General features: G+C 60.8%; 18 protein-coding genes. 8 read left to right on the top strand and 10 right to left on the bottom strand.

The annotated features are described in order from the left end of the window. Nucleotides 1-160: 160 nt before the first annotated feature. Nucleotides 161-1,102 carry a class I SAM-dependent methyltransferase gene (locus ACIOVB_RS11125; protein ID WP_401267574.1) on the top strand — a complete coding sequence of 314 codons (942 nt, stop codon included), beginning with the start codon at nucleotides 161-163 and terminating at the stop codon, nucleotides 1,100-1,102. 61 nt (nucleotides 1,103-1,163) lie between these two features. Here ACIOVB_RS11125 and ACIOVB_RS11120 read toward each other — a convergent pair whose 3' ends face one another. After that, entirely contained in the window at nucleotides 1,164-1,751 is a 588-nt protein-coding gene (locus tag ACIOVB_RS11120) for an NAD(P)H-dependent oxidoreductase (RefSeq protein WP_401267572.1), read from the bottom strand. A gap of 85 nt (nucleotides 1,752-1,836) precedes the next feature. Between ACIOVB_RS11120 and ACIOVB_RS11115 the strand changes: the two genes are divergently transcribed. After that, nucleotides 1,837-2,475: a TetR/AcrR family transcriptional regulator gene (locus tag ACIOVB_RS11115; protein WP_401267569.1), complete on the top strand. Its 639-nt coding sequence runs from the start codon at nucleotides 1,837-1,839 to the stop codon at nucleotides 2,473-2,475. A gap of 85 nt (nucleotides 2,476-2,560) precedes the next feature. Here the strand turns inward: ACIOVB_RS11115 and ACIOVB_RS11110 are convergent, their stop codons facing one another. Next, nucleotides 2,561-3,187 (bottom strand): TetR/AcrR family transcriptional regulator, encoded by a 627-nt coding sequence (locus tag ACIOVB_RS11110; protein WP_401267567.1) that lies wholly within the window; start codon nucleotides 3,185-3,187, stop codon nucleotides 2,561-2,563. Nucleotides 3,188-3,348: 161 nt separating this feature from the next. On the opposite strand from ACIOVB_RS11110, the gene ACIOVB_RS11105 reads away from it, so the two are divergent. Beyond that, complete coding sequence (locus ACIOVB_RS11105; RefSeq protein ID WP_401267565.1) at nucleotides 3,349-3,789, top strand: hotdog fold domain-containing protein; 441 nt, start codon at nucleotides 3,349-3,351, stop codon at nucleotides 3,787-3,789. Nucleotides 3,790-3,858: 69 nt separating this feature from the next. On the opposite strand, the gene ACIOVB_RS11100 is transcribed toward ACIOVB_RS11105, so the two are convergent. The 6 genes from ACIOVB_RS11100 to ACIOVB_RS11075 form a co-directional block, all read right to left on the bottom strand. Beyond that, the gene (locus tag ACIOVB_RS11100; protein ID WP_401267562.1) at nucleotides 3,859-4,545 is read right to left on the bottom strand and encodes a GNAT family N-acetyltransferase; all 687 of its coding nucleotides are present in this window, start codon (nucleotides 4,543-4,545) and stop codon (nucleotides 3,859-3,861) included. A gap of 79 nt (nucleotides 4,546-4,624) precedes the next feature. Next, nucleotides 4,625-5,422 carry an energy transducer TonB gene (locus ACIOVB_RS11095; RefSeq protein WP_401267560.1) on the bottom strand — a complete coding sequence of 266 codons (798 nt, stop codon included), beginning with the start codon at nucleotides 5,420-5,422 and terminating at the stop codon, nucleotides 4,625-4,627. Beyond that, nucleotides 5,419-5,865: a protein TolR gene (gene tolR, locus ACIOVB_RS11090; RefSeq protein WP_401267557.1), complete on the bottom strand. Its 447-nt coding sequence runs from the start codon at nucleotides 5,863-5,865 to the stop codon at nucleotides 5,419-5,421. The genes ACIOVB_RS11095 and tolR overlap by 4 nt, the downstream gene beginning before the upstream one ends. 13 nt (nucleotides 5,866-5,878) lie before the next feature. Beyond that, on the bottom strand, nucleotides 5,879-6,589 hold the full coding sequence (tolQ, locus tag ACIOVB_RS11085) for a protein TolQ (protein WP_305438528.1): 711 nt from the start codon (nucleotides 6,587-6,589) through the stop codon (nucleotides 5,879-5,881). A gap of 91 nt (nucleotides 6,590-6,680) precedes the next feature. Beyond that, nucleotides 6,681-8,585 (bottom strand): phytase, encoded by a 1,905-nt coding sequence (locus ACIOVB_RS11080; RefSeq protein ID WP_401267555.1) that lies wholly within the window; start codon nucleotides 8,583-8,585, stop codon nucleotides 6,681-6,683. Nucleotides 8,586-8,645: 60 nt separating this feature from the next. Continuing rightward, nucleotides 8,646-11,189, bottom strand: a complete 2,544-nt coding sequence (locus ACIOVB_RS11075) for a TonB-dependent receptor (protein WP_401267552.1) — start codon at nucleotides 11,187-11,189, stop codon at nucleotides 8,646-8,648. 405 nt (nucleotides 11,190-11,594) lie between these two features. Between ACIOVB_RS11075 and ACIOVB_RS11070 the strand changes: the two genes are divergently transcribed. Beyond that, complete coding sequence (locus ACIOVB_RS11070) at nucleotides 11,595-12,509, top strand: GGDEF domain-containing protein (RefSeq protein ID WP_187678421.1); 915 nt, start codon at nucleotides 11,595-11,597, stop codon at nucleotides 12,507-12,509. A gap of 8 nt (nucleotides 12,510-12,517) precedes the next feature. Next, nucleotides 12,518-13,555 carry an AraC family transcriptional regulator gene (locus tag ACIOVB_RS11065; protein ID WP_187678422.1) on the top strand — a complete coding sequence of 346 codons (1,038 nt, stop codon included), beginning with the start codon at nucleotides 12,518-12,520 and terminating at the stop codon, nucleotides 13,553-13,555. Nucleotides 13,556-13,574: 19 nt separating this feature from the next. Here ACIOVB_RS11065 and ACIOVB_RS11060 read toward each other — a convergent pair whose 3' ends face one another. Further along, nucleotides 13,575-14,132, bottom strand: coding sequence for a YceI family protein (locus ACIOVB_RS11060; RefSeq protein ID WP_187678423.1), 558 nt, complete (start codon nucleotides 14,130-14,132; stop codon nucleotides 13,575-13,577). Between the two features lie 74 nt (nucleotides 14,133-14,206). Next, the gene (locus tag ACIOVB_RS11055) at nucleotides 14,207-15,565 is read right to left on the bottom strand and encodes an MATE family efflux transporter (RefSeq protein ID WP_401267548.1); all 1,359 of its coding nucleotides are present in this window, start codon (nucleotides 15,563-15,565) and stop codon (nucleotides 14,207-14,209) included. Between the two features lie 199 nt (nucleotides 15,566-15,764). On the opposite strand from ACIOVB_RS11055, the gene ACIOVB_RS11050 reads away from it, so the two are divergent. From ACIOVB_RS11050 to ACIOVB_RS11040, 3 genes are all read left to right on the top strand, one after another. Beyond that, nucleotides 15,765-16,334 (top strand): chorismate mutase, encoded by a 570-nt coding sequence (locus tag ACIOVB_RS11050; RefSeq protein ID WP_401267545.1) that lies wholly within the window; start codon nucleotides 15,765-15,767, stop codon nucleotides 16,332-16,334. Nucleotides 16,335-16,457: 123 nt separating this feature from the next. Then, entirely contained in the window at nucleotides 16,458-16,937 is a 480-nt protein-coding gene (locus ACIOVB_RS11045; RefSeq protein WP_401267543.1) for a phage infection protein, read from the top strand. A 157-nt stretch (nucleotides 16,938-17,094) separates the two neighbouring features. Further along, entirely contained in the window at nucleotides 17,095-18,747 is a 1,653-nt protein-coding gene (locus ACIOVB_RS11040) for a diguanylate cyclase (RefSeq protein ID WP_401267540.1), read from the top strand. Nucleotides 18,748-18,853: the final 106 nt, after the last annotated feature.

Below are 18,853 nucleotides of genomic sequence, written 5' to 3'. Positions count from 1 at the left end.
TTGAATCCGCTGCTTATCTGGTATGAGCGGCGGGTTCTGCAGAAATTCATTTTTGATACAGGTGTTTTCCGAATAGTCGTTTTTGTCCATTGGCGACAGGCGTTCGCGAGGGCGTAATTGTGGTTAAAATGCCCGCCCTTTTGCTTGCCGACCGTGACCGATGAACCCTGAAGCCCTCGCCACCCTCCACGCCCATTTGCTGCCCGCGCTCGCGGCGGCACCGAGCGAGACCCGCCGCCTGTTCCACGGTCGCGGACGTTGCTGGCCGGGGCTGGAGCAGTTGACCGTGGACTGGCTGCAAGGCGTGGTGCTGGTGTCGTTGTTCAAGGAGCCGGCGCCTGAACAGCTTGAAGACCTCAAGCGCTTGCTGCTGGACATCAGTGGTTCGAATGAGTGGCAACAGGCCGGCGCGCATACCTTGTTGATTCAGCACCGTTACCTGCCGCAGAGCACCGCACAATGGCTGGTCGGTGAAGAGATCGACGAAATGACCGTCGTCGAAGGCGGCTTGCAATACCGCGTCGATCTCGGTCGCAAGCAGAACGCCGGGCTGTTTCTCGACATGCGTTACGGGCGCAATTGGGTGCGCGAACAGGCAGACGGCAAGCGCGTGCTGAACCTGTTTGCCTACACCTGCGGTTTTTCCGTGGCGGCTATCGAGGGGGGCGCCAGCCATGTGGTCAACCTGGACATGTCGCGCGCAGCGTTGAGCCGTGGACGCGACAATCATCGGTTGAACGGGCATGACCTGAGCAAAGTCAGCTTCCTTGGCCACGACCTGTTCAAGTCCTGGGGCAAGGTGATCAACAGCGGCCCGTATGACCTGGTGATCATCGACCCGCCGTCGTTCCAGAAAGGCAGTTTTCTGCTGACCAAGGATTACCAGCGCGTGCTGCGCCGTTTGCCGGAACTGCTGACCGCTGACGGTGTGGTGCTGGCGTGCATGAATGATCCGGCGTTCGGTTCAGACTTCTTGATTGATGGCGTGACGCAGGAAGCGCCGAGTCTGCGCTTCGAGCAGCGGTTGGAGAACCCGCCGGAATTTCCTGACATAGATCCCGAAAGCGGCCTGAAGGCCCTGGTTTTCCAACGCACTCACTGACACAACAATATCCCCTGTAAAAGCTGCCGCAGGCCCGAGCCTTCGGCAGCTTTTACAGAGGTTACTTGGCCATTTGGGTGCCGAGTTCTCGGGCGACATTCAGTTGCTGCCCGGGATCACGCAACTCCGACTCCGGCAGCAACGTCGAAGTCAGCACCGTCGCCCCGCAGTAATCGAAAATCCCGTGTTCGATCTGCGCCTTCATCGCCGCGCCATAGCCATGACGCTCATAGGTGCGCGCATCCGCCCCGGCGAGTTGGACCAGATGCACGCGCATGCGCTGAAGCAGCTTCACATGGCTGAGGTCGCCGCCGAAATCAAACGCCCAGCCATTGCTGAAAACCCGGTCGATCCAGCCCTTGAGCAGCGCCGGCATCGACCACCAATACACCGGGTACACCAGCACCAATGTGTCGGCGCGATCAATGCGTGTCTGTTCGGCCAGCACATCTGCAGGCGGCTGAGCCTCGCGGTGATGCACGGCAAAATCCGAAGCGCCGAAGCGGGGTTCGAAGCCTTCAGCGTATAGGTCGGCGAATTCGAAGGTGTTGGCTGGATCAGCCAGTGTCAGGCCTTCGGCGATCTGCGCCGCCACGCCATGAGTCAATGAGCGAGGATCGTGATGCGCGATAACAATCAATGCGTGCATGGGAAATCTCCTGTTGGTGAAGACAGACCAAGGCTTATATACTCTTGGTAAGTTACGGAAAGTAAGTTACGTTTGGTATATAGCGATGTCAACCCACGAAATGTCCGAAGAGAATTCCCCCGCCCAACCGCGCCGGCGTCTGTCCCGTGAAGACCGCCTGCGCCAGTTGCTCGACGTTGCCTGGCAGATCATCCGAGTCGAAGGCACCGATGCCCTGACCCTCGGTTACTTGGCCGAGAAGGCTGGCGTGACCAAGCCGGTGGTCTACGACCACTTCGTCACGCGTGCAGGATTGCTGGCGGCGCTGTACCGGGATTTCGATGCCCGTCAGACCGTGGTGATGGATGCCGCTATTGCTAACTGCGAGCCGTCGTTGGTCGGCACCGCGTCAGTGATCGCAAGTGCGTATGTCGATTGCGTATTGCTGCAAGGCAACGAAATTCCCGGGGTGATTGCCGCGCTGGCCAGCACTCCGGAACTTGAGAAGATCAAGCGTGAGTACGAGGCGATCTTCCTTGAAAAGTGTCGGAGCGTCCTTGCGCCTTTTGCCAATGGCGGGCAGATCACCCAAGCGGGACTGCGGGCGATGCTCGGCGCCGCCGAAGCGCTTTCCCATGCGGCAGCCAACCGCGAAATCAGCGCCGAAGAAGCCAGCGACGAGCTTTTCGCAACGATCATTGCGCTGGTTGAAAGAGCGGCCGCCCGCGCGACTATTGCTACTTGAGCCCCCCGGCGCTTGAGCCTTACGGGCTCCACTTCCTCCCCATCAAAGAGCTTTGCGGCTCTTTTTTTGTCTGCGTAAATCAGCGCTAAGGTTCGTTGTCACTGCGAATAGACTGCCACGCCGCTTGCGCCAGCAACTCGCGATACGCCGTTGGACTGCCCTTCACCCTTCCTGCCAACCAGGCTCGGCAATAACTGTCGGCCTGGCCGATGATCAGCGACGGCAACAGTTCGGCAGGCAGCGCCTTGAGTTCAGCGGCGCGCCCGGACTCGGCCAGCCACTCACGCAGACGCACATTGCGCGTCTTGTTGCGCTCGGCCAATTCTGCCTTGAACGGGCCCTTGGTCACGGCAAACCGCGCGTGATACTGAAACCGCGCCCATTCCGGTTGGCGCTCGACCCAATCGACATAGCTGAACACCAGCGCCTGCACGCCTTCTTCCGTGGTGTTTGCCGCGTCCAGATAGGCGTCACGCAGGCGCGCCTGATCTTCAAGGGCGGTAAAGAACAGCGCCGCCACCAGGCCTTCCTTGTTGCCGAAATGGTGGTAGATCGCACCGACGCTGGTATCGCATTCGGCGCGGATCATGTCGATGGTGGTGGCTTCGATGCCCTGCTCGTTGAACAGGCTCAGGGCCTTGCGAAAAATATCGCGCTTGAGTTCGGCCCGGCGGCCCGGGTAGCTGCGTTCAAGTAAATCTGCGGTGTCCATGCGGCTCAAGCCTGAAATATGGAGTTGAAAAGGCACGCCGTGCCTATGGCAAAAACGCGCCTAGGTTGACAGATTTCCCACAGACAGAATACCGTTCCGTTACAGAACGATATTCTGTAACGGAACATAATTCCGTAAAACGCTTCCATTGAGGTTTCTCCATGAGCCAGTTTCTCAGCATGTTCAATAGCGCAGGCCCTCAGGCCTTCAGCCAGATGGCCTGCCAGGTTGCACCGTACTTCAGCAGCATCAACCCGCTGGTGACCGAGTTGCGCGCGAATGCCGCGACAGTGCAAGTGCCGTTTCGCCGCGAGATCACCAATCATTTGGGCACCGTGCATGCGATCGCCATGTGCAATGCGGCGGAACTCGCGGCCGGGATGATGACTGACGTCTCGATCCCAGCCGGCGCCCGCTGGATTCCCAAGGGCATGACCGTGGAATACCTGGCCAAGGCGAAAACCGATGTGACGGCCGTGGCCACTGGCGACGGCGTCGATTGGCAGAGCGAAGGCGACAAGATCGTCACCGTGGACATTCACGATACCGAGGGCAAACACGTGTTCACGGCGCGGATCACCATGAACGTGAAACTTGCCTGAACACTGCGGCCACAAAAAAGCCCCTGCTGCCGGACTCGCAACAAGGGCTTTCGGGATGCCTATGGCTGATCAGTGAACGGTCAGCCGTTGGCGGACAAATTCCTCGGTGTGACGGGTGGTTTGATCGAGATGCCTGTCGCGCTGCTTCTCGGCATCGAGCATGGCGCGCTTGCCGTTTTTCTGTAGCAGATAGGTGTGGATCTGCTGCACCTCCAGCGAACGGTAGATCGGCATGGTGTCGATGAACCCATGCAAGCCGTTGCTGCGGTAATGCCGCGTACTCATCAGCACTTGCGTCTCGCGCTGGCCGATCACCTCAAAGCCCAGTGCCTCGAAATACGGGACTTTGCCGACAGTGCAGGCCAGTTCGGCGTGGGGATAACGCCCGACCATTTCACTGATCATTGCCCGCGCCACGCCCTGACGCCGATGCCCTTCGCGCACGGCCATGTAAGCGACGCTGCACGCCTCCCAATCGCCCTGCACCGGCAGGTACAAAAGGAAACCGACGACTTGCTCCGGGTCGTCGTCATCGGTGGCAACCAGCAATTCCACATCAGTACCCTTCTCGCCATTCAACGCTTCCAGATACAGATGCACCTCATAGCCGACCGCGTACTGATAGACGTTGTACAGCAGATTGCTCGGGCCAAGGCCCACGGCGCTGATGTCGGTCAGGTAGTCGACGACCATCTGCAGAATCTGGCTGTTGACGCCTTCGGGGCATGGGGTTTTGTAGTGGGTGATGCGTGGCATGGCGAGCGACCTCCGGCGGAAAACCGCGACATCATACCTTGTGCGCCTCGTGGCCTATATTCGTGCTGATTGAACACGCTCACTTGATCCGATAGTGAAAGGTATTGCGCACCGCCGGCACTGACACGGCGACGCCGTCGATGATCCGCGGCTGATAACGGAAGGTTTGCGCCGCGGCCATCGATGGGCGAATAAACAATGGATGGCAGCCGTCCAGCACCTTGGGGTTTTCGACCCGGCCTTGCGGGTTGACCGTGTATTCCACGGAGCAATCACCTTCGATGTTTTTATCCAGTGCCCGCTCCGGATATTCCGGCGCTTCTTTGCTCAGCGGCAGGTATTGGCGGCTGTCGGCCAGCGCTTGCTGGCGCGCACGTTCGGCCTGCTGCGCCTGCTGTTGAGCCTGGGCGGCCTGTTGCTGCGCAGCCTGTTGCTGCGCCAGACGTTGTCGGGCGGCGTCGTCTTCACGCTTGCGCGCTTGCTCGCGTTGTTGCTCGGCCAGTTGCTCGCGTTTGCGCTCTTCCACTCGCTTGCGCGCCAAGGCCGCTTGTTCGATTTTTTGCGTTTGCGGTGCTGGCTCGACCTTTGGCTTGACGGGTTCGACCGGCGCCGCCGCGACCGGCTCTATGACCGGTGCAGGCGTCGGTTCAGGCGCGGGAGGTTGCGCGACGGGCGGTGCCACCATCACTAATTGCGTGGTCAGCACCCGAGGTGGCGGAACCTGCGGGATCGGCGGCGACCAGGCGTTGATCAGCAGCACCAGCACCACGACGTGCAAGGCCACCGCCAGCGTCGCCGCGAGGCTGTGTTGCCAGAAAGGGTTGCGCGGCATCGGCGCTGAAATCGTTGCAGGACTGTGCATGATCATCGCCGTCATTGCGGGGCCTCGGTCACCAGCCCGAGGTTAGTGACACCACCCTGTTGCAACGCCGCCATGGCCGCCACAACACTGCCGTAACCGGCGTCCTTGTCGGCGCGGATGTACACCTGCGTGTCAGCACGCTGCGCGACGATCTGCTCGACCTTGGCGCGCATTTCATCAAGGGCCACGGCACTGTCGGTCTGATGTTGGGTGTCGAGTTCGCCGCCCAGATTCCAGTAATAACCACCCTCGGCTTTCATCGACAACGTCAGGATTTGCTGGCGCGTGTCGGTAGCCAGGGCTTCGCTGGCGATCTTCGGCAGCTCGACCTTCACGCCCTGCGTGAGCACTGGCGCGGTGACCATGAAAATCACCAGCAGTACCAGCATCACGTCGATGTACGGCACCACGTTCATTTCGGCCTTTGGCCCGTGCTTGCGTTGCGGCCTGACTAGCATCGTGTTTCTCCTTTCAAGCCGCAGCGGCGAGGTTCAACGGCGAGCCGTGCAATTGCCGATGCAGGCGCACTTGCAGCTCGTTGCCAAAGGCGTAGTAGCGGGTGAGCAAAGTCTGGCTGCGTGCCGAAAAGCGGTTGTAGGCGATGACCGCCGGGATCGCCGCGAACAGGCCGATGGCCGTGGCGATCAACGCTTCGGCAATGCCCGGCGCCACCGTCGACAGCGTCGCTTGCTGCACCTGAGACAAACCAAGAAACGAATTCATGATCCCCCACACGGTGCCGAACAGACCGATGTAAGGGCTGACCGAACCGACCGTGGCGAGAAACTGCAAACCCTTTTCCAGTTGCACTTCCTGCTCGCTGATGGCGACGTGCAGCGCGCGTTCCACGCCTTCCTGCACCGCATCGGCGTTGCCGTCAGCGTGCCGGTTCAGGTGATTGAACTCGGCAAATCCGGCATTGAAAATCGGCTCGATCCCGGCCTCGGCCACCGCCACCTGCGCCGACTCGCGATACAGCGGCAACAACTCCGGGGTGTGGCGGAAACGCTGGACGAAATCATTCAGGCGTCGCTCGCGTTGTTGCAGCACGCGACTGCGCAGCACGATCAGATACCAACTGAGCATCGACGCCAGCAGCAGAATCAGCATCACGGCCTTGACCAACAGGCTCGCATCGCTGATCAGCCCCCAGATTGTCATGTGTTCGAGTGTGGCCTGCATGGTGAAACTCCTTGTGGGCAATGGCGGTCGTCGCCAGAGACGTCGACCGCGTCGCTATTCGATGGAAAACAAATGACCGATTGATGACAGATCAGGGCAACTTCAGCGCCTGGGTGACGTCATCCCACGGCACGAACTTGAAGTTCTGACTTTGCTCGGGCATACGCTTGCGGCCGTCCTGCACCACCAGCAAGCCTTTGCCCCACGGCCCGCCGAGGTTGGCTGAAGTGACTTCCAGACCGTCGGTTTCCGAGGCACCGTCTATCCCTGCATCCGCGTTGAGGCCAACCCGGAACGCACCGCGCACGGCGAATGGCGGTTCGGCATCCAGCAGCAGATAGCTGTCGTTGCCCTGGCTGGACACCACCAGATAGTCGCGCGCCGCGCTCTGATACAGCGCCAGACCTTCGACATCGGCATGCAACGGGCCACCGACCTTGATCACACTGGCGAGGGTCGCAGGCTGATCGGCGCGGGCATCCACGGCCCAGACGCCGACGTCCTCTTCACCGAGAAACAGGCGCTGACGCTGGTCGTCGGCGACACACCCTTCGGGCTGGCTGTCGACTTTGAACTGGCGCACCAACTCACCCTGCACCTTGCCGTTCGGCGCAGCGAGGCGGTATTGCAGGAAGGTGCCGTCCTTGTCGTTGGCGATCGCGTAGATCTCGCCGCTGGCGGGCTGGAACAGGCAAATGCCGTAGATGTCTTTGAGTGGCGTTGGCACTTCGCCGATGTCGCGCAACTCGCCACTGCGGCGGTCGATGGCGAACAGGCTGAGGCTGTTGTGATCGCGATGGCTGGCCACCGCCAGATCGACGGTCTGCTCGCCGAGTTTGAAGTTCGGTCGCACGTCGACGTTGTTCAAACGCCCGACCGGCAACTCCTGCACCAATTTGCCTTGCAGGTCATACACCAGCAGACCTTGCTTCTTGTTGGTGCCGAGCACGCGGCTGAGGGATGGCTGCTGCGGATGCACCCAGATCGCCGGATCGTCCGCCGCATCGCCCTGGCGTGCCACCGGGTCGCTCTGCACTTGCGCCGCGACGCTCGGCAGCACTGGCGGCAATGCCAACGGTGTCGCGCGCCAGTCGAGGTCGCCTTGATAGACACGGCCATCATCATCGTCGCGGATCAACACTTGCAGGCCTTTGACGGTTTCGCGCAGGGCGAGGTTTTCCGGTTCTTTAAGGCCAGGCACAGGCAACGTTGCCTGCACCGTCCAGCGCTCACCCTGTTGCTGAAACAGATGCAATTGCGCAGCTTTCGGATCGAGGCCGACAATGCCGCCAGGCACCAGCGCGACGGCACCCGCCTCACCTTTGATCTGGCCGAACGGTTCGCGCATGGCCACTGGCGAACGCGTTACATCGCCTTCAGCCTGCGCCGGGTAAGCCCACCAGCCGACATTCTCTTCGTTGACCACCAGTTGATGCGCGGCGTCATCGACCCGGCAGAACTTCGCCGACGGTGGCAGCGGCAAACCGCGCACCCGTTGCGCCTCCGCGTTCAGCTTCGCGCCCTTGCCCACCAGCCATTGCTCGCCCTTGCCCTCCTCGCCCACCAGAAACACGAACAAGTTGTCGGCGTCATCGCGATACAGGCACACGCCGTTGACCGCAAAATCCCGCGCGGGCAAATGCAGCGGCGTGCCCCAGGTGCGCTTGGCCGGATCAAGTCCGACCACCAGTGCCTGCTGGTTGGCGTTGTCGAGGCTGGCCACCCACACCCGGCGATCATCGGCGCGGCTGTCCAGACTGCTGAAAGAACCCTTCAGGTGCGCCAGTTCCGCGCCTTGGTCATCGAGTAACAACAGGCCGTTGACGGGACTGACGCCCAGGCGCAGGTCACCCGGTAAAAAACTCAGTTCTTCAAGCTTCAGTTTCGGCGCCCAAGGGGTGAGCGTCAGGCTTGGTGTGGCGGCCAGCGTCTGGCCGGCAGCCAGCGCGATCAGTGCGCCCAACAGCCAATTTTTATGTCGCAGAGAAATACTCATGAACCGGCAGAATCCTTGTCGTGCATGGATCGACGGCGGCACCCGGCCGCCCTCCGAGGCTTAGAAGTGGGTGAAGGTCAGGCCGAGCTTGTAGGTCGGGCCGTACTCTTCGTACTGGCCGTTGTAGGAGCGGTGGCCGGTGGATACGAAGTACGGCTCGTCAGTGAGGTTTTGCGCCTCGAAGCTCAGTTGCAGGTTTTTGCTCAGCGAATAGCGCGCGCTGAAATCGACAAAGGTTTGCGCATCGACGTGCAGGTCGTGGGCCTTGTCGTTAATCGAGGCCAATTCGTAGAGGTAGTCGGATTTGTAGTTCGCCGACAGGCGCAGGCTGACCTTGTCGTTCTCCCAGCCGAGCATCAGGTTGCCCACGGTGTCGGACTGGCTCGGCAGATCAATGCTGCGTTTGCGGTTGCGCCCGCTGGCCGCGTCGAAGCCTTCGATCTCGGCGTCAGAGCGGCTGAAGGTGGTGTTGGCACCCAGCAGCAGGCCGTTCCACGGCGCCGGCAGCCAGTCGAATTTCTGTGAGTAGGCCAACTCCAGGCCATAGAGTTTGGCGCTGTCGCCGTTGGCAAAGGTGTTCGCTTCGGAGAAATCGGTCCAGGCGCCCGTGCCGGCCAGGTCGGTGTTGTAGACGAAGTTCTTGATGTCTTTGTAGAACACGAACGCCGACACCGTACCGGCATGCCCCATGTAGTGTTCGATACCGAGGTCGAGGTTGCTCGACTCCAGCGGTTTGAGGTCCGGGTTGCCGAACGTTGCCTCGTCGTCATCAATGACAAAACCCGGCGCCAGTTGACCGAAGGTCGGGCGCACCACGGATTTGGTCCACGCCGCGCGAACCTGGGTGTTTTTGTCCAGTTGATAGCGCGCGTGCAGGCCCGGCAGCCAGTGGTGGTAACGACGCTTGGTTTCGGTGGCCTCGAAGTCGCCGTCAGTGGCGCCAGTGCCTTTGGCTTCGAACTCGGTGCCCTCGTAACGCAGACCTGCGATGAAGCGCCAGTCGTCGATGTCGATCGTGTTCATCAGGTAGCCGGCGTTGATGTCCTCACGCATCTTGAAGTCGTTGACGGTCGATTCGGTCTCGTCATAGAAGTCGTCGCGGTTGAGCCCGCCGATCAGGTTCTTGATCGCGCTGCCGCTGATGCCCGGCCCGAACTGGCCGAGACGGTAATCCACCGAGCCCTTGGCGAAGCGGCTGAGGTTGAGTTGATCGTCGCTAAAGCCGAGGTCATCGAAGTCCTCGTAGACCCAGGCGTCGAGGTCGTTGTCCTTGTTGCGGCGGCTGACTTTGCCGCCGAACTTGACCTGAGACGCATAGCCGCTCAAGTCATAGTCACGGGCCAGATCCAGGCGCAGATTTTTCTCGGTGTCCTTGGTGTTCTGCTTTTCCCAGTCGACCTTGTCGAGGCTGAAGTTGTTGGCGTCGTAGAAGCCTTGGCCAATGATCGGCCGTGGCTTGTCGTTGCTGTAGAAACCGCTGTCGCTGAAATCGTCATTGCCCGCGAACGCCGCATTGGCGATGTGGCCGGGGCTGTCTTCGCTGGAGCGGCTGTAACCGGCCTGGCCGCTGAGGGTCCACAGACCGAACATGCGCTCGCCGCCGAACACGTAGGACTGAATTTCCTGGGTTTCTTCGCGCTGCTTGAGCTTGCGTGAGCCTTCGGCATCGCCCAGTACACCGGCGGCTTGCGGCTCGGCGAATTCGATGCTGGTGGAGTTGCGGGTTTCGCTGTCCTTGTAGCGGCTGTAGAGGGTGCGCAGGTAATAGCTGCTCAGGTCGTCGGGCTTGTAATCGAAGTTCAGACCGCCGCCGGTGCGTTCGCGGCTGATGTCGTAGTCACGCTGTTCGAACTCTTCCAATTGCGCACCGCGCTGGAAATCCCAGGCGCCGCCGGTTTCGACGTTGTCGGAACCGAAATCGCGCTTTTGCCAGCTCAGCGCGGCAGCCACACCGAAGTTGTCGATGCCGTCACCGAGGCTGAAACGGTCACTGATTGCGCCGGAAAATTTCGGGCTGGTCTGGTGGCTGTTCTTGTCGTAGCTGGCTTCGGTGCCGCCGGTATAGAACAGGCCTTTGTGATCGAAGGCCGAGAGGCTTCTGACGTCGACCGTGCCACCCAGCGAATTGGCGTCCATGTCCGGGGTCAGGGTTTTGATAACTGACAGCGACTGCACCAGCTCCGAGGGCAACACATCGAGGGCTACGGCGCGGCGCTCGCTTTCCGGCGACGGCACCAGCGTGCCGTTGATGGTCACGCTGTTCAGGTCCGGCCCCAGGCCGCGCACGCTGACAAAACGTCCTTCACCCTGATCACGTTCAACGCTGATGCCCGGCAAACGCTGCGCCGCTTCAGCGACGTTTTCGTCCGGCAACTGCGCCACGCCGTCGGCATGCACCACGCTTTCGATGCTGTCGGAGCGGCGCTGCTGCTTGAGCGCCGAGTCAATGCTGGCGGCCTGGCCGACGACTTCGACGTGCTCGACATTGGCGGTGGCGTCGGCGGCGTGCAGGCGCTCACTGGCCATCGCCATGGCCAATGCGGTCAGGGCGAAACTGAAAAGCCCGACGGTGCCGCTGCGCGGATGACTGCTGCGCTGGTACATGATTGTTCTCCCCCAAAGAGTCCGGTCAGGCCAGGCAAACGGCCCGGCAACTGAGAGGGCAAGCTAGGGGCGGCGGATGACGCTTCTGTGACAGGGTTGACGGTCGAGCCTTGTAAACCGGGCATTTGCTGCGGTTTGTCTGTGCAAATGAGCTGAAATGACCTCTTCCACTCACCACGGCACTTTTAGGAGTGAGCCTGCTCGCGATTGCGTTTTTCCAGTCACCATTAATATTGGCTGACTTGACGCTATCGCGAGCAGGCTCACTCCTACAGGGGACGTGGTGTTCTTGAAGAAATATTGCACTGGCCGATGAGCTGATTCGACCTCCCCACGCCGTCACCCGGCTGTCACAAACATCTGCTGTGCTGACGCGCATTGCTTCTTCGCCAAAGGATCGCGGCCATGTTCTCAGTGCTCAAACCTCACCGTTGGAAACTCGCTGCACTGCTGCTGGCGGCCAACCTCGGTCTGCTTCTGCATCTGGCCTGCGGCGACCTGAAGTCATTCAGTGAATGGGTCTGGCTGGACATCATCGGCGAAGGCGGCTCGGCGCTGTTGGCACTGGTCTGGCTGGGGCTGGTACTGAAAAGCCGTCCGGCCGGGCGCGTGACCAATTATCTGGCGCTGGGCCTGAGCTGCATCTTCTTTTCCTGGTGGATCGACAGCCTCGACGAATTCATCCGCCTGCCTGACAGCATCACCTGGGATCACTGGCTGGAGTCGGGGCCGATGCCGGTGGGCATGATTCTGCTGACCATCGGCATCTATCACTGGCACCGCGAACAACTGGCGATCAGCGCGCAAATGGAAAAACGCGAGCGGCTGTTCCGCGAGCATCGGCTGTTCGACAAGCTCACCCCGCTGGGCGGTGCCGACTATCTCAAGCGGCAACTGGCCGACAGCCTTGGCGAGAGCATCGCGCACCAGCAACCGCTGTCATTGCTGGTGCTGGATCTGGACAACTTTGCCGCGATCAATCAGGCCTACGGACATGCCGAGGGGGACGCGGTGTTGCAGGCCCTCAGCCATTTGCTGCTGCTCAATCTGCGCCGTCAGGATTTGCTCTGCCGATTGGCCGGTGATCGCTTTGTGGTGTTGCTGCCAAACACCGGCGAGCGTCAGGCGCAACTGCTCGCGCAAGAGCTGCAAGCCGCCGTACACGCCCTGGCGCACAAGACCCGACAGCATGGCGAACGCCTGCAACTGGCGGCCAGCACGGCGGCGGTCATGGCCCTGGACGAGACGCCCGAAGTGCTGCTCAAACGCCTAAACCTGGCACTGGCCCGCGCCAAGTCGCCCTTAGCCAAAAGCGCCTGAGGCCGACCATGACCGTTAAATCCACTTGGTACGAAGCCGACAGTCGCTTCATCCCCGGGCATTACCAACCCGCGACATTGATCGATCTGGCCCTGTCTCGCGATATCGACAGCCATCGTCTTTTGCGCGGTACAGGCCTGTTCCACGAAGACATTCTGGCCGGTCAGACGCGCCTCAGCCCGCAGCAGTTTCTCGGCCTGATCGACAACAGCCGCCGCTTGCTCGACGCCGATGACAGCAGCTTCCTCTTCGGCCAGCGCTTGCTGCCCGGTCACTACGGCGCCGCCAGCCACGCCTTGCGTCACGCGCAAAACCTGCATCAGGCGCTCGATACGCTGGTCCAGCAACAAGCCCTGCTCAGTCCGCTGATGACGCCGCGCCTGCTGCTGGATGAGCGCTTTGCGTACGTCTATTGGCTGGACAGTTGCGGTGCCGGCGAACAATGGCGGTTTTTGCTGGAAGCGGGCATGACGTCACTGGTGGCCATGAGTCAGTGGCTCAGCGGCGAACGTCTGCCATGGGAATGCAGTTTCAGCCATGCCGAGCCGCGTTACGTCGAACAATATTGGGTGCATCTGGGCGAGCAGACTCAGTTCAAACGCCCGCTGGATTTGATGCGCATTCCCCGCGAGTTTCTCGCCCGGCCCTGGCCCGACGCCTCGGCGACTGCCGGCCAGGTCGCCCGCCAGGAAGCCGTGCGGCAGATCGAGCAACTGGGGTTTGCCGAAAGCTTCACCGATTGCCTGTACCGCCACTTGCAAGATCAAGTTCGCCAGCCGCCGAGTCTGGAACAAGCCGCGCAGGCATTCGCCATGAGCCCGGCCACCCTCAAACGCAAACTGCAAAAACACGACACCGGGTTCCAACAACAAGTGGATCTGGTGCGCAAGCATGTCGCGCTGTACCTGTATCAGGTCAAAGGGCTGAGCAACGAGGAAGTGGCCGATTACCTGAGCTTCAGTGATCCGGCGAACTTCCGGCGCTCCTTCAAGCGCTGGACCGGCAGCACACCGAATCTCATCCGCCAGTTGTTCGGCAGCCATTGATCCTGCGCATGACCTGAAGTCACTGCTGGGGCGCCACGACCCGAAACTTGATGGCGATGTCCTTGGACACCACCGTGTCCGCCCACTCCCCCGCGCCGAGGCCAAACTCGTCGCGTTTGAGCAGCAACTCACCGTCGAAAATGCCGATGGCGCTGTCCGGCTTCAACTCCACCGGCACTTGCACCTCACGGGTGATGCCTTTGAGAGTGAGCTGGCCGGCGACCAGGTAGCGGTTTTCGGCCACTTGCGTGAAATGACTGGATTCGAATAGCGCCACTGGGAATTGCTGCGTGTCGAACCACGCCGGTTTCACCAATTCAGTGTTGGCGTCTTCACTGCCGGCGTCGATGCTGCTGAGGTCGATGCGCAACGTGGTGCGGGCGCTGGCGAGGTTATCGGTGTCAAAGTCCAGCGTCGCATCGAACTTGCCGAAGGTGCCATACATCCGCGAGCCCATCTGGTTATAGGTGAAACTGATCTGGCTGGCGGTGGTGTTGACGCGGTTGTACTCGACAGCCTGCACGGCCGGGGTGGCGCACAGGTAAAACGCGACAGCCAGCAGCAATCGGATCGACATGGAATTTCTCCGGGCAGCGCTGCCGTCGAGGGACTTGGTTGACTTAAGCAAACAACCGGCGGTTACGCCAGGCGCTAGACCAGCCGCTCGATCTTCTGATGCTGCCAGACCAGTTTGTAATACAGAGTCTGCAACACCAGCATCCCGAGATACGCCACCGGAAACGCCATCCACACACCCTGCAAACCATACTGGCCATCCAGCCAATACGCAGCCGGCAACTGCACCCCGACTACACAAATGATCGCAATCACCACCGGCACCAACACCGTGCCGCTGGCGCGCATGATCCCGCCGATGATCGCCTGGAAGCCGAACACCAACAGACTCCACAACATGATGTGCAGTAGATGCTCGGCCATCGCCCGGGTCGATTCTTCGGTCAGGAACAGGCCGAGCAACCAGTGCGACAACAGATAGCCCAGCACGATCAGGCCGCCAGTGAGGCACACATTGATCAACAGACCGGTGCGCAGAATCGGCCCCATCCGTTCCAGCCTCCCTGCCCCGATGGCCTGCGCCCCGAGGATAGAAGCGGTGATCGCAATCGACAGCGCCGGGAACTGCACATAGTTGACGATCTGCGTCACCGCGCCATACGCCGCTGTCGCTTGCGAGCCGTGCTGGTTGACCAGGGCCAGAATCACCAGCTCTGAAAGTGACAAGACAATCATCTGCACGCCGGTCGGCAGGCCGATGCGCAGCACCTTGCCAAGAATCGCGCCGTCGAAGCGCAGCGCCGCAAAAAACTCCCGGTCCGGCGCCAGCGGATGACCCTTGCGAATCAGCCGCCACGAAAGCCACGCCATCGCCGCCAGGTTACCCGCGAGCCCCGCATACGCCGCGCTCTGAATCCCCAGTTGCGGCAGGCCAAACCAGCCGCGAATCAGTGCCGGCGTCAGTGCCAGCCCGACGCACGTCGACACCACCAGCGCCAGCAACGGCGACAGCGTATCGCTTACCCCGCGCAGCAACTGCGTGAACAGCACGAACACCAGCAGAGACGGCAGAATCCACATCATCACATGGGCATAGGCCACCGCATCGTCCAGAACATCCGCCGGCGTCCCCAACCCCGTCAGCGCCTGTCGCGCGAACACACTGCCCAACACCGCCGCCACCAAACCGATCGATCCCCCCAGCAACAGCGTCGCCCCTGCAATCGCCTTGACCAAGTGCGGCTCGCGCGCGCCCCACGCCTGACCGATCAACACCCCGGCACCCGCGCCGAGGCCAATCACCAGGGCGATGAAAAAGAACACCACGGGAAACATCCCCGATACCGCCGCCAGCGCCTGGGTGCCAAGCATCTGGCCGATGTAGATGCTGTTGACCGTGCCCGACATCGATTGCAGAAAGTTGGACAGCACCATCGGCGCCAGGAACAGCAGGTAGGTGTGCCAGAGGGGTTTGGTGACGCTGGGGGTTTGCATTGAATAGAGGTCCATCTCGACGGCGGGAGGGCTTATGAAGGATAGCTTCGGTGAGTTGGGGACAGGGTGCAATTAACATTTCAGGTGGGTGTTGATTGTTGCGTTCATCGTCTGAGTGACGGCCATGGATCTGTAGGTGACCGTTCGTAGCTGTGGTAAACAACAGCCCATTACAATCTCAGCCATTGAGGCTCTGTTCATGCCCCACTCTCGAAAACTACTGACCAGCACCCTTCTTGCTTTGTTCGCCTGCACCGCTCAAGCCGCCTCGCCCGCTCCAGCACCTGAGGCGCTGAAACCGTTGCTGGAAACACTGAACGAACGCCTGAACATCGGCGATCTCGTCGCGTTGACCAAATGGGACAGCGGCAAGCCGATCCAGGACAGCCCCCGCGAGGCGCAAGTCATCGCCAATGCCCGCACGCTGGCCGCCGAGCGCAAGCTCGACCCGGAAGCTGTAGCGCAATTGATCGCCGCACAAATGGAGGCCAACAAACTGGTGCAATACGGTTTGCTCGCGCAGTGGCAAGCAGCGGGCGCCGCACCCGACACGCAGCGTCCTGATCTGGGCAAGCAGATCCGCCCGCGTCTGGATGAGCTGCAAACCCGGTTGCTTGCGCAATACGCCGACTTCTTGCCTTATCGCCATGACCCGATTTGCCCGGTCTGGCTGGCGAAGGCGCGCACGGGTCTGACCCACGATGCGTTGCATGAGCTGGCCTTGACCCGCGCCACCGGTGAGCTTTGCGTTCGCGCGACGGCCCCGTAATCCGGCGTTCGGGCAAACATTGCTGGCGTCGATAGTCACCATCACGTCAATGAAGTTCTCATAAAAAATCCGCGGCGTAAGATCGGCTCCATACCAACCAACAACACCCCGGAGCACACGATCATGAAACGCCAAACCCTTCTCAGCATCGCTTTCTCGGTTTTCGCAGTTAACGCTTTTGCCGCAACCCCGACTCACACCATGGTCGCTGAAGGCGGCTCGGATCGGTTGATTGAAAGTCGTGTGGCTGAGGGTGGTTCGGATCGTCTGATCGAACGCCGTGTTGCCGAAGGTGGCGCTGATCGTCTGATCGAACGCCGCGTTGCCGAAGGTGGCTCCGATCGTCTGATCGAACGCCGCGTTGCCGAAGGTGGCTCCGATCGTCTGATCGAACGCCGCGTTGCTGAAGGTGGCTCTGATCGTCTGCAAGAACGCCGTGTTGCCGAAGGTGGCTCTGATCGTCTGCAAGAACGCCGTGTTGCCGAAGGTGGCTCTGATCGTCTGATCGAACGCCGTGTTGCCGAAGGTGGTTCGGATCGTCTGCAAGAGCGCCGTGTTGCCGAAGATGGCTCCGATCGTCTGATCGAACGCCGCGTCGCATGAATCAATAGCTCTACCGCAGTCCCCCTGAAAAGCCCGGCCTGATCAGCCGGGCTTTTTTGCACCCGCAGTTTCGACGCGTTTCATGAACTACGTCGCTGGCAGCCCATCGACAATGTCGCATACCATGGCGCCACTCAAATAAAGACAGACATCGCCCATGCTCAAAGCCAGTCTGCGCAGCCACCTGACCCTGTGGTTCGCCGGTTTGTCCCTGCTGACGCTATTGAGCGTGGGCTTCTATGTCGGGCATATCGCCACCGAACAGATGAAACAGGCCAGCGGCAATGCGCTGTTGAATACCGCACGGTCGGCGGCGACGCTACTGGGCGAGCAGTTACGTGAACGGCAGCTTGAGGTTTATATGCTCAGCCGGGCGCCACATCTGGAGCGTGGCGATCTGGATAACCCGGCGATACTGAAGTCGATGCAACTGCGCACCCAGGCCCGCAACGAGTATGCGTGGATGGGTGTGACCGATGCCAAAGGCCAGGTGCATCAAGCGGTGAATGGTTTGCTGGTTGGTCAATCTGTACAAGCGCGCCCCTGGTTTCAGTCCGGATTGCGCGGCGAATACACCGGCGATCCCCATGAAGCCGTGCTGCTGGCCAAGTTGTTGCCGGGTACGCCCAATGGCGAGCCGTTGCGTTTCATCGATTTTGCCGCACCGATTCATGACGCCGAAGGTCAGGCGATCGGTGTGCTGGGCGCACACGCGCACTGGAGTTGGGTGACACGTATTGTCGAATCGGCAGCGTTTTCACATAAAAACTCCTCGCCGGATATCGAGGCACTGATCATCGATCACGACGGCAAGGTGCTGTACCCGGAAGCAATGATGGGCCAGCAACTGGCGGCTGGTGATTCGGCGTTGCCGGGCTGGTCGGTGGGTAACGGCTATCTGACCAGCATGGTGACCGTACCCACGCCATCGGGCACCGCGCTGTCGTGGTCGATTGCCGTCCGTCAGCCACTGGAAACCGCGCTGCAACCGGCGCGCCTGCTGCTCTACAAATTGCTGTTCCTGGGCGTGTTCGCAGCGGTGGTATTCGCCTTGGTGGGGTATTACCTGGCGCTGTACCTGAGCCGTCCGATCGAACAACTCGTCCGCTCGGCCAGGCAGGTTCAGAACAATCAGCCCGGCGCGCACTTCCCGCTTCAGCATCCGGTGCGGGAGATTGCTCAGCTCGGTCAGTCGATTGATGCGATGACGCAATCGCTGCTCGGCAAGGAACGCGAACTGCAAGAAGCCAATGCTTCGCTTGAGGCCACCGTGGCGCAACGCACCGCCGCGCTCATGCAGGCGAACGCAGAACTGTTGAGTCTGGCGACTCACGATGCCTTGACCGGCGTCTACAACCGCCGTCGCTTCGACGAAAAACTCACAGAATACAGCCTGCTGTCCCGGCGCACGGGGCGCCCTTTTGCCCTGCTGCTGATCGACGCCGACCACTTCAAACGCATCAATGACACTCACGGTCACGCGGTGGGTGATGATGTACTGCAACAGTTGGCGCAGTTGATTCAAACCAACCTGCGCACCACCGACTTCGTGGCGCGCTACGGCGGTGAAGAGTTCGCCGTACTGCTGCCGGAAATCGCCCAACCGGATACCCCGGAAGTGGTCGCCGAGAAGATTCGCTCAGCGGTTGCCGATGCGAACTTCCTTGCCATCGGTCAGGTGACGGTGAGCATCGGCGTCGGCCTGGCGGATCCGGCGGACAACAACCAGACAGCGCTGATCAAACGTGCCGATCAGCAGCTGTATCAGGCGAAAGCTGCGGGTCGTAATCAGGTGGCTAGCAGCGTTTAACGTACAGCGCCGCCCCCCTGGAGCTGCCGCAGGCTCGGGCCGCGATCGGACGATGTTTTGATCTTGATTTAAAAAAACAAAGTCAAAAGATCGTCCGATCGCGGCC

The organism is Pseudomonas sp. NPDC087639, assembly GCF_044743385.1.
Classification (GTDB): domain Bacteria; phylum Pseudomonadota; class Gammaproteobacteria; order Pseudomonadales; family Pseudomonadaceae; genus Aquipseudomonas.
The sequence above is the reverse complement of the archived record's forward strand: the minus strand, read 5'-3'. Positions and strand labels throughout refer to the sequence as shown.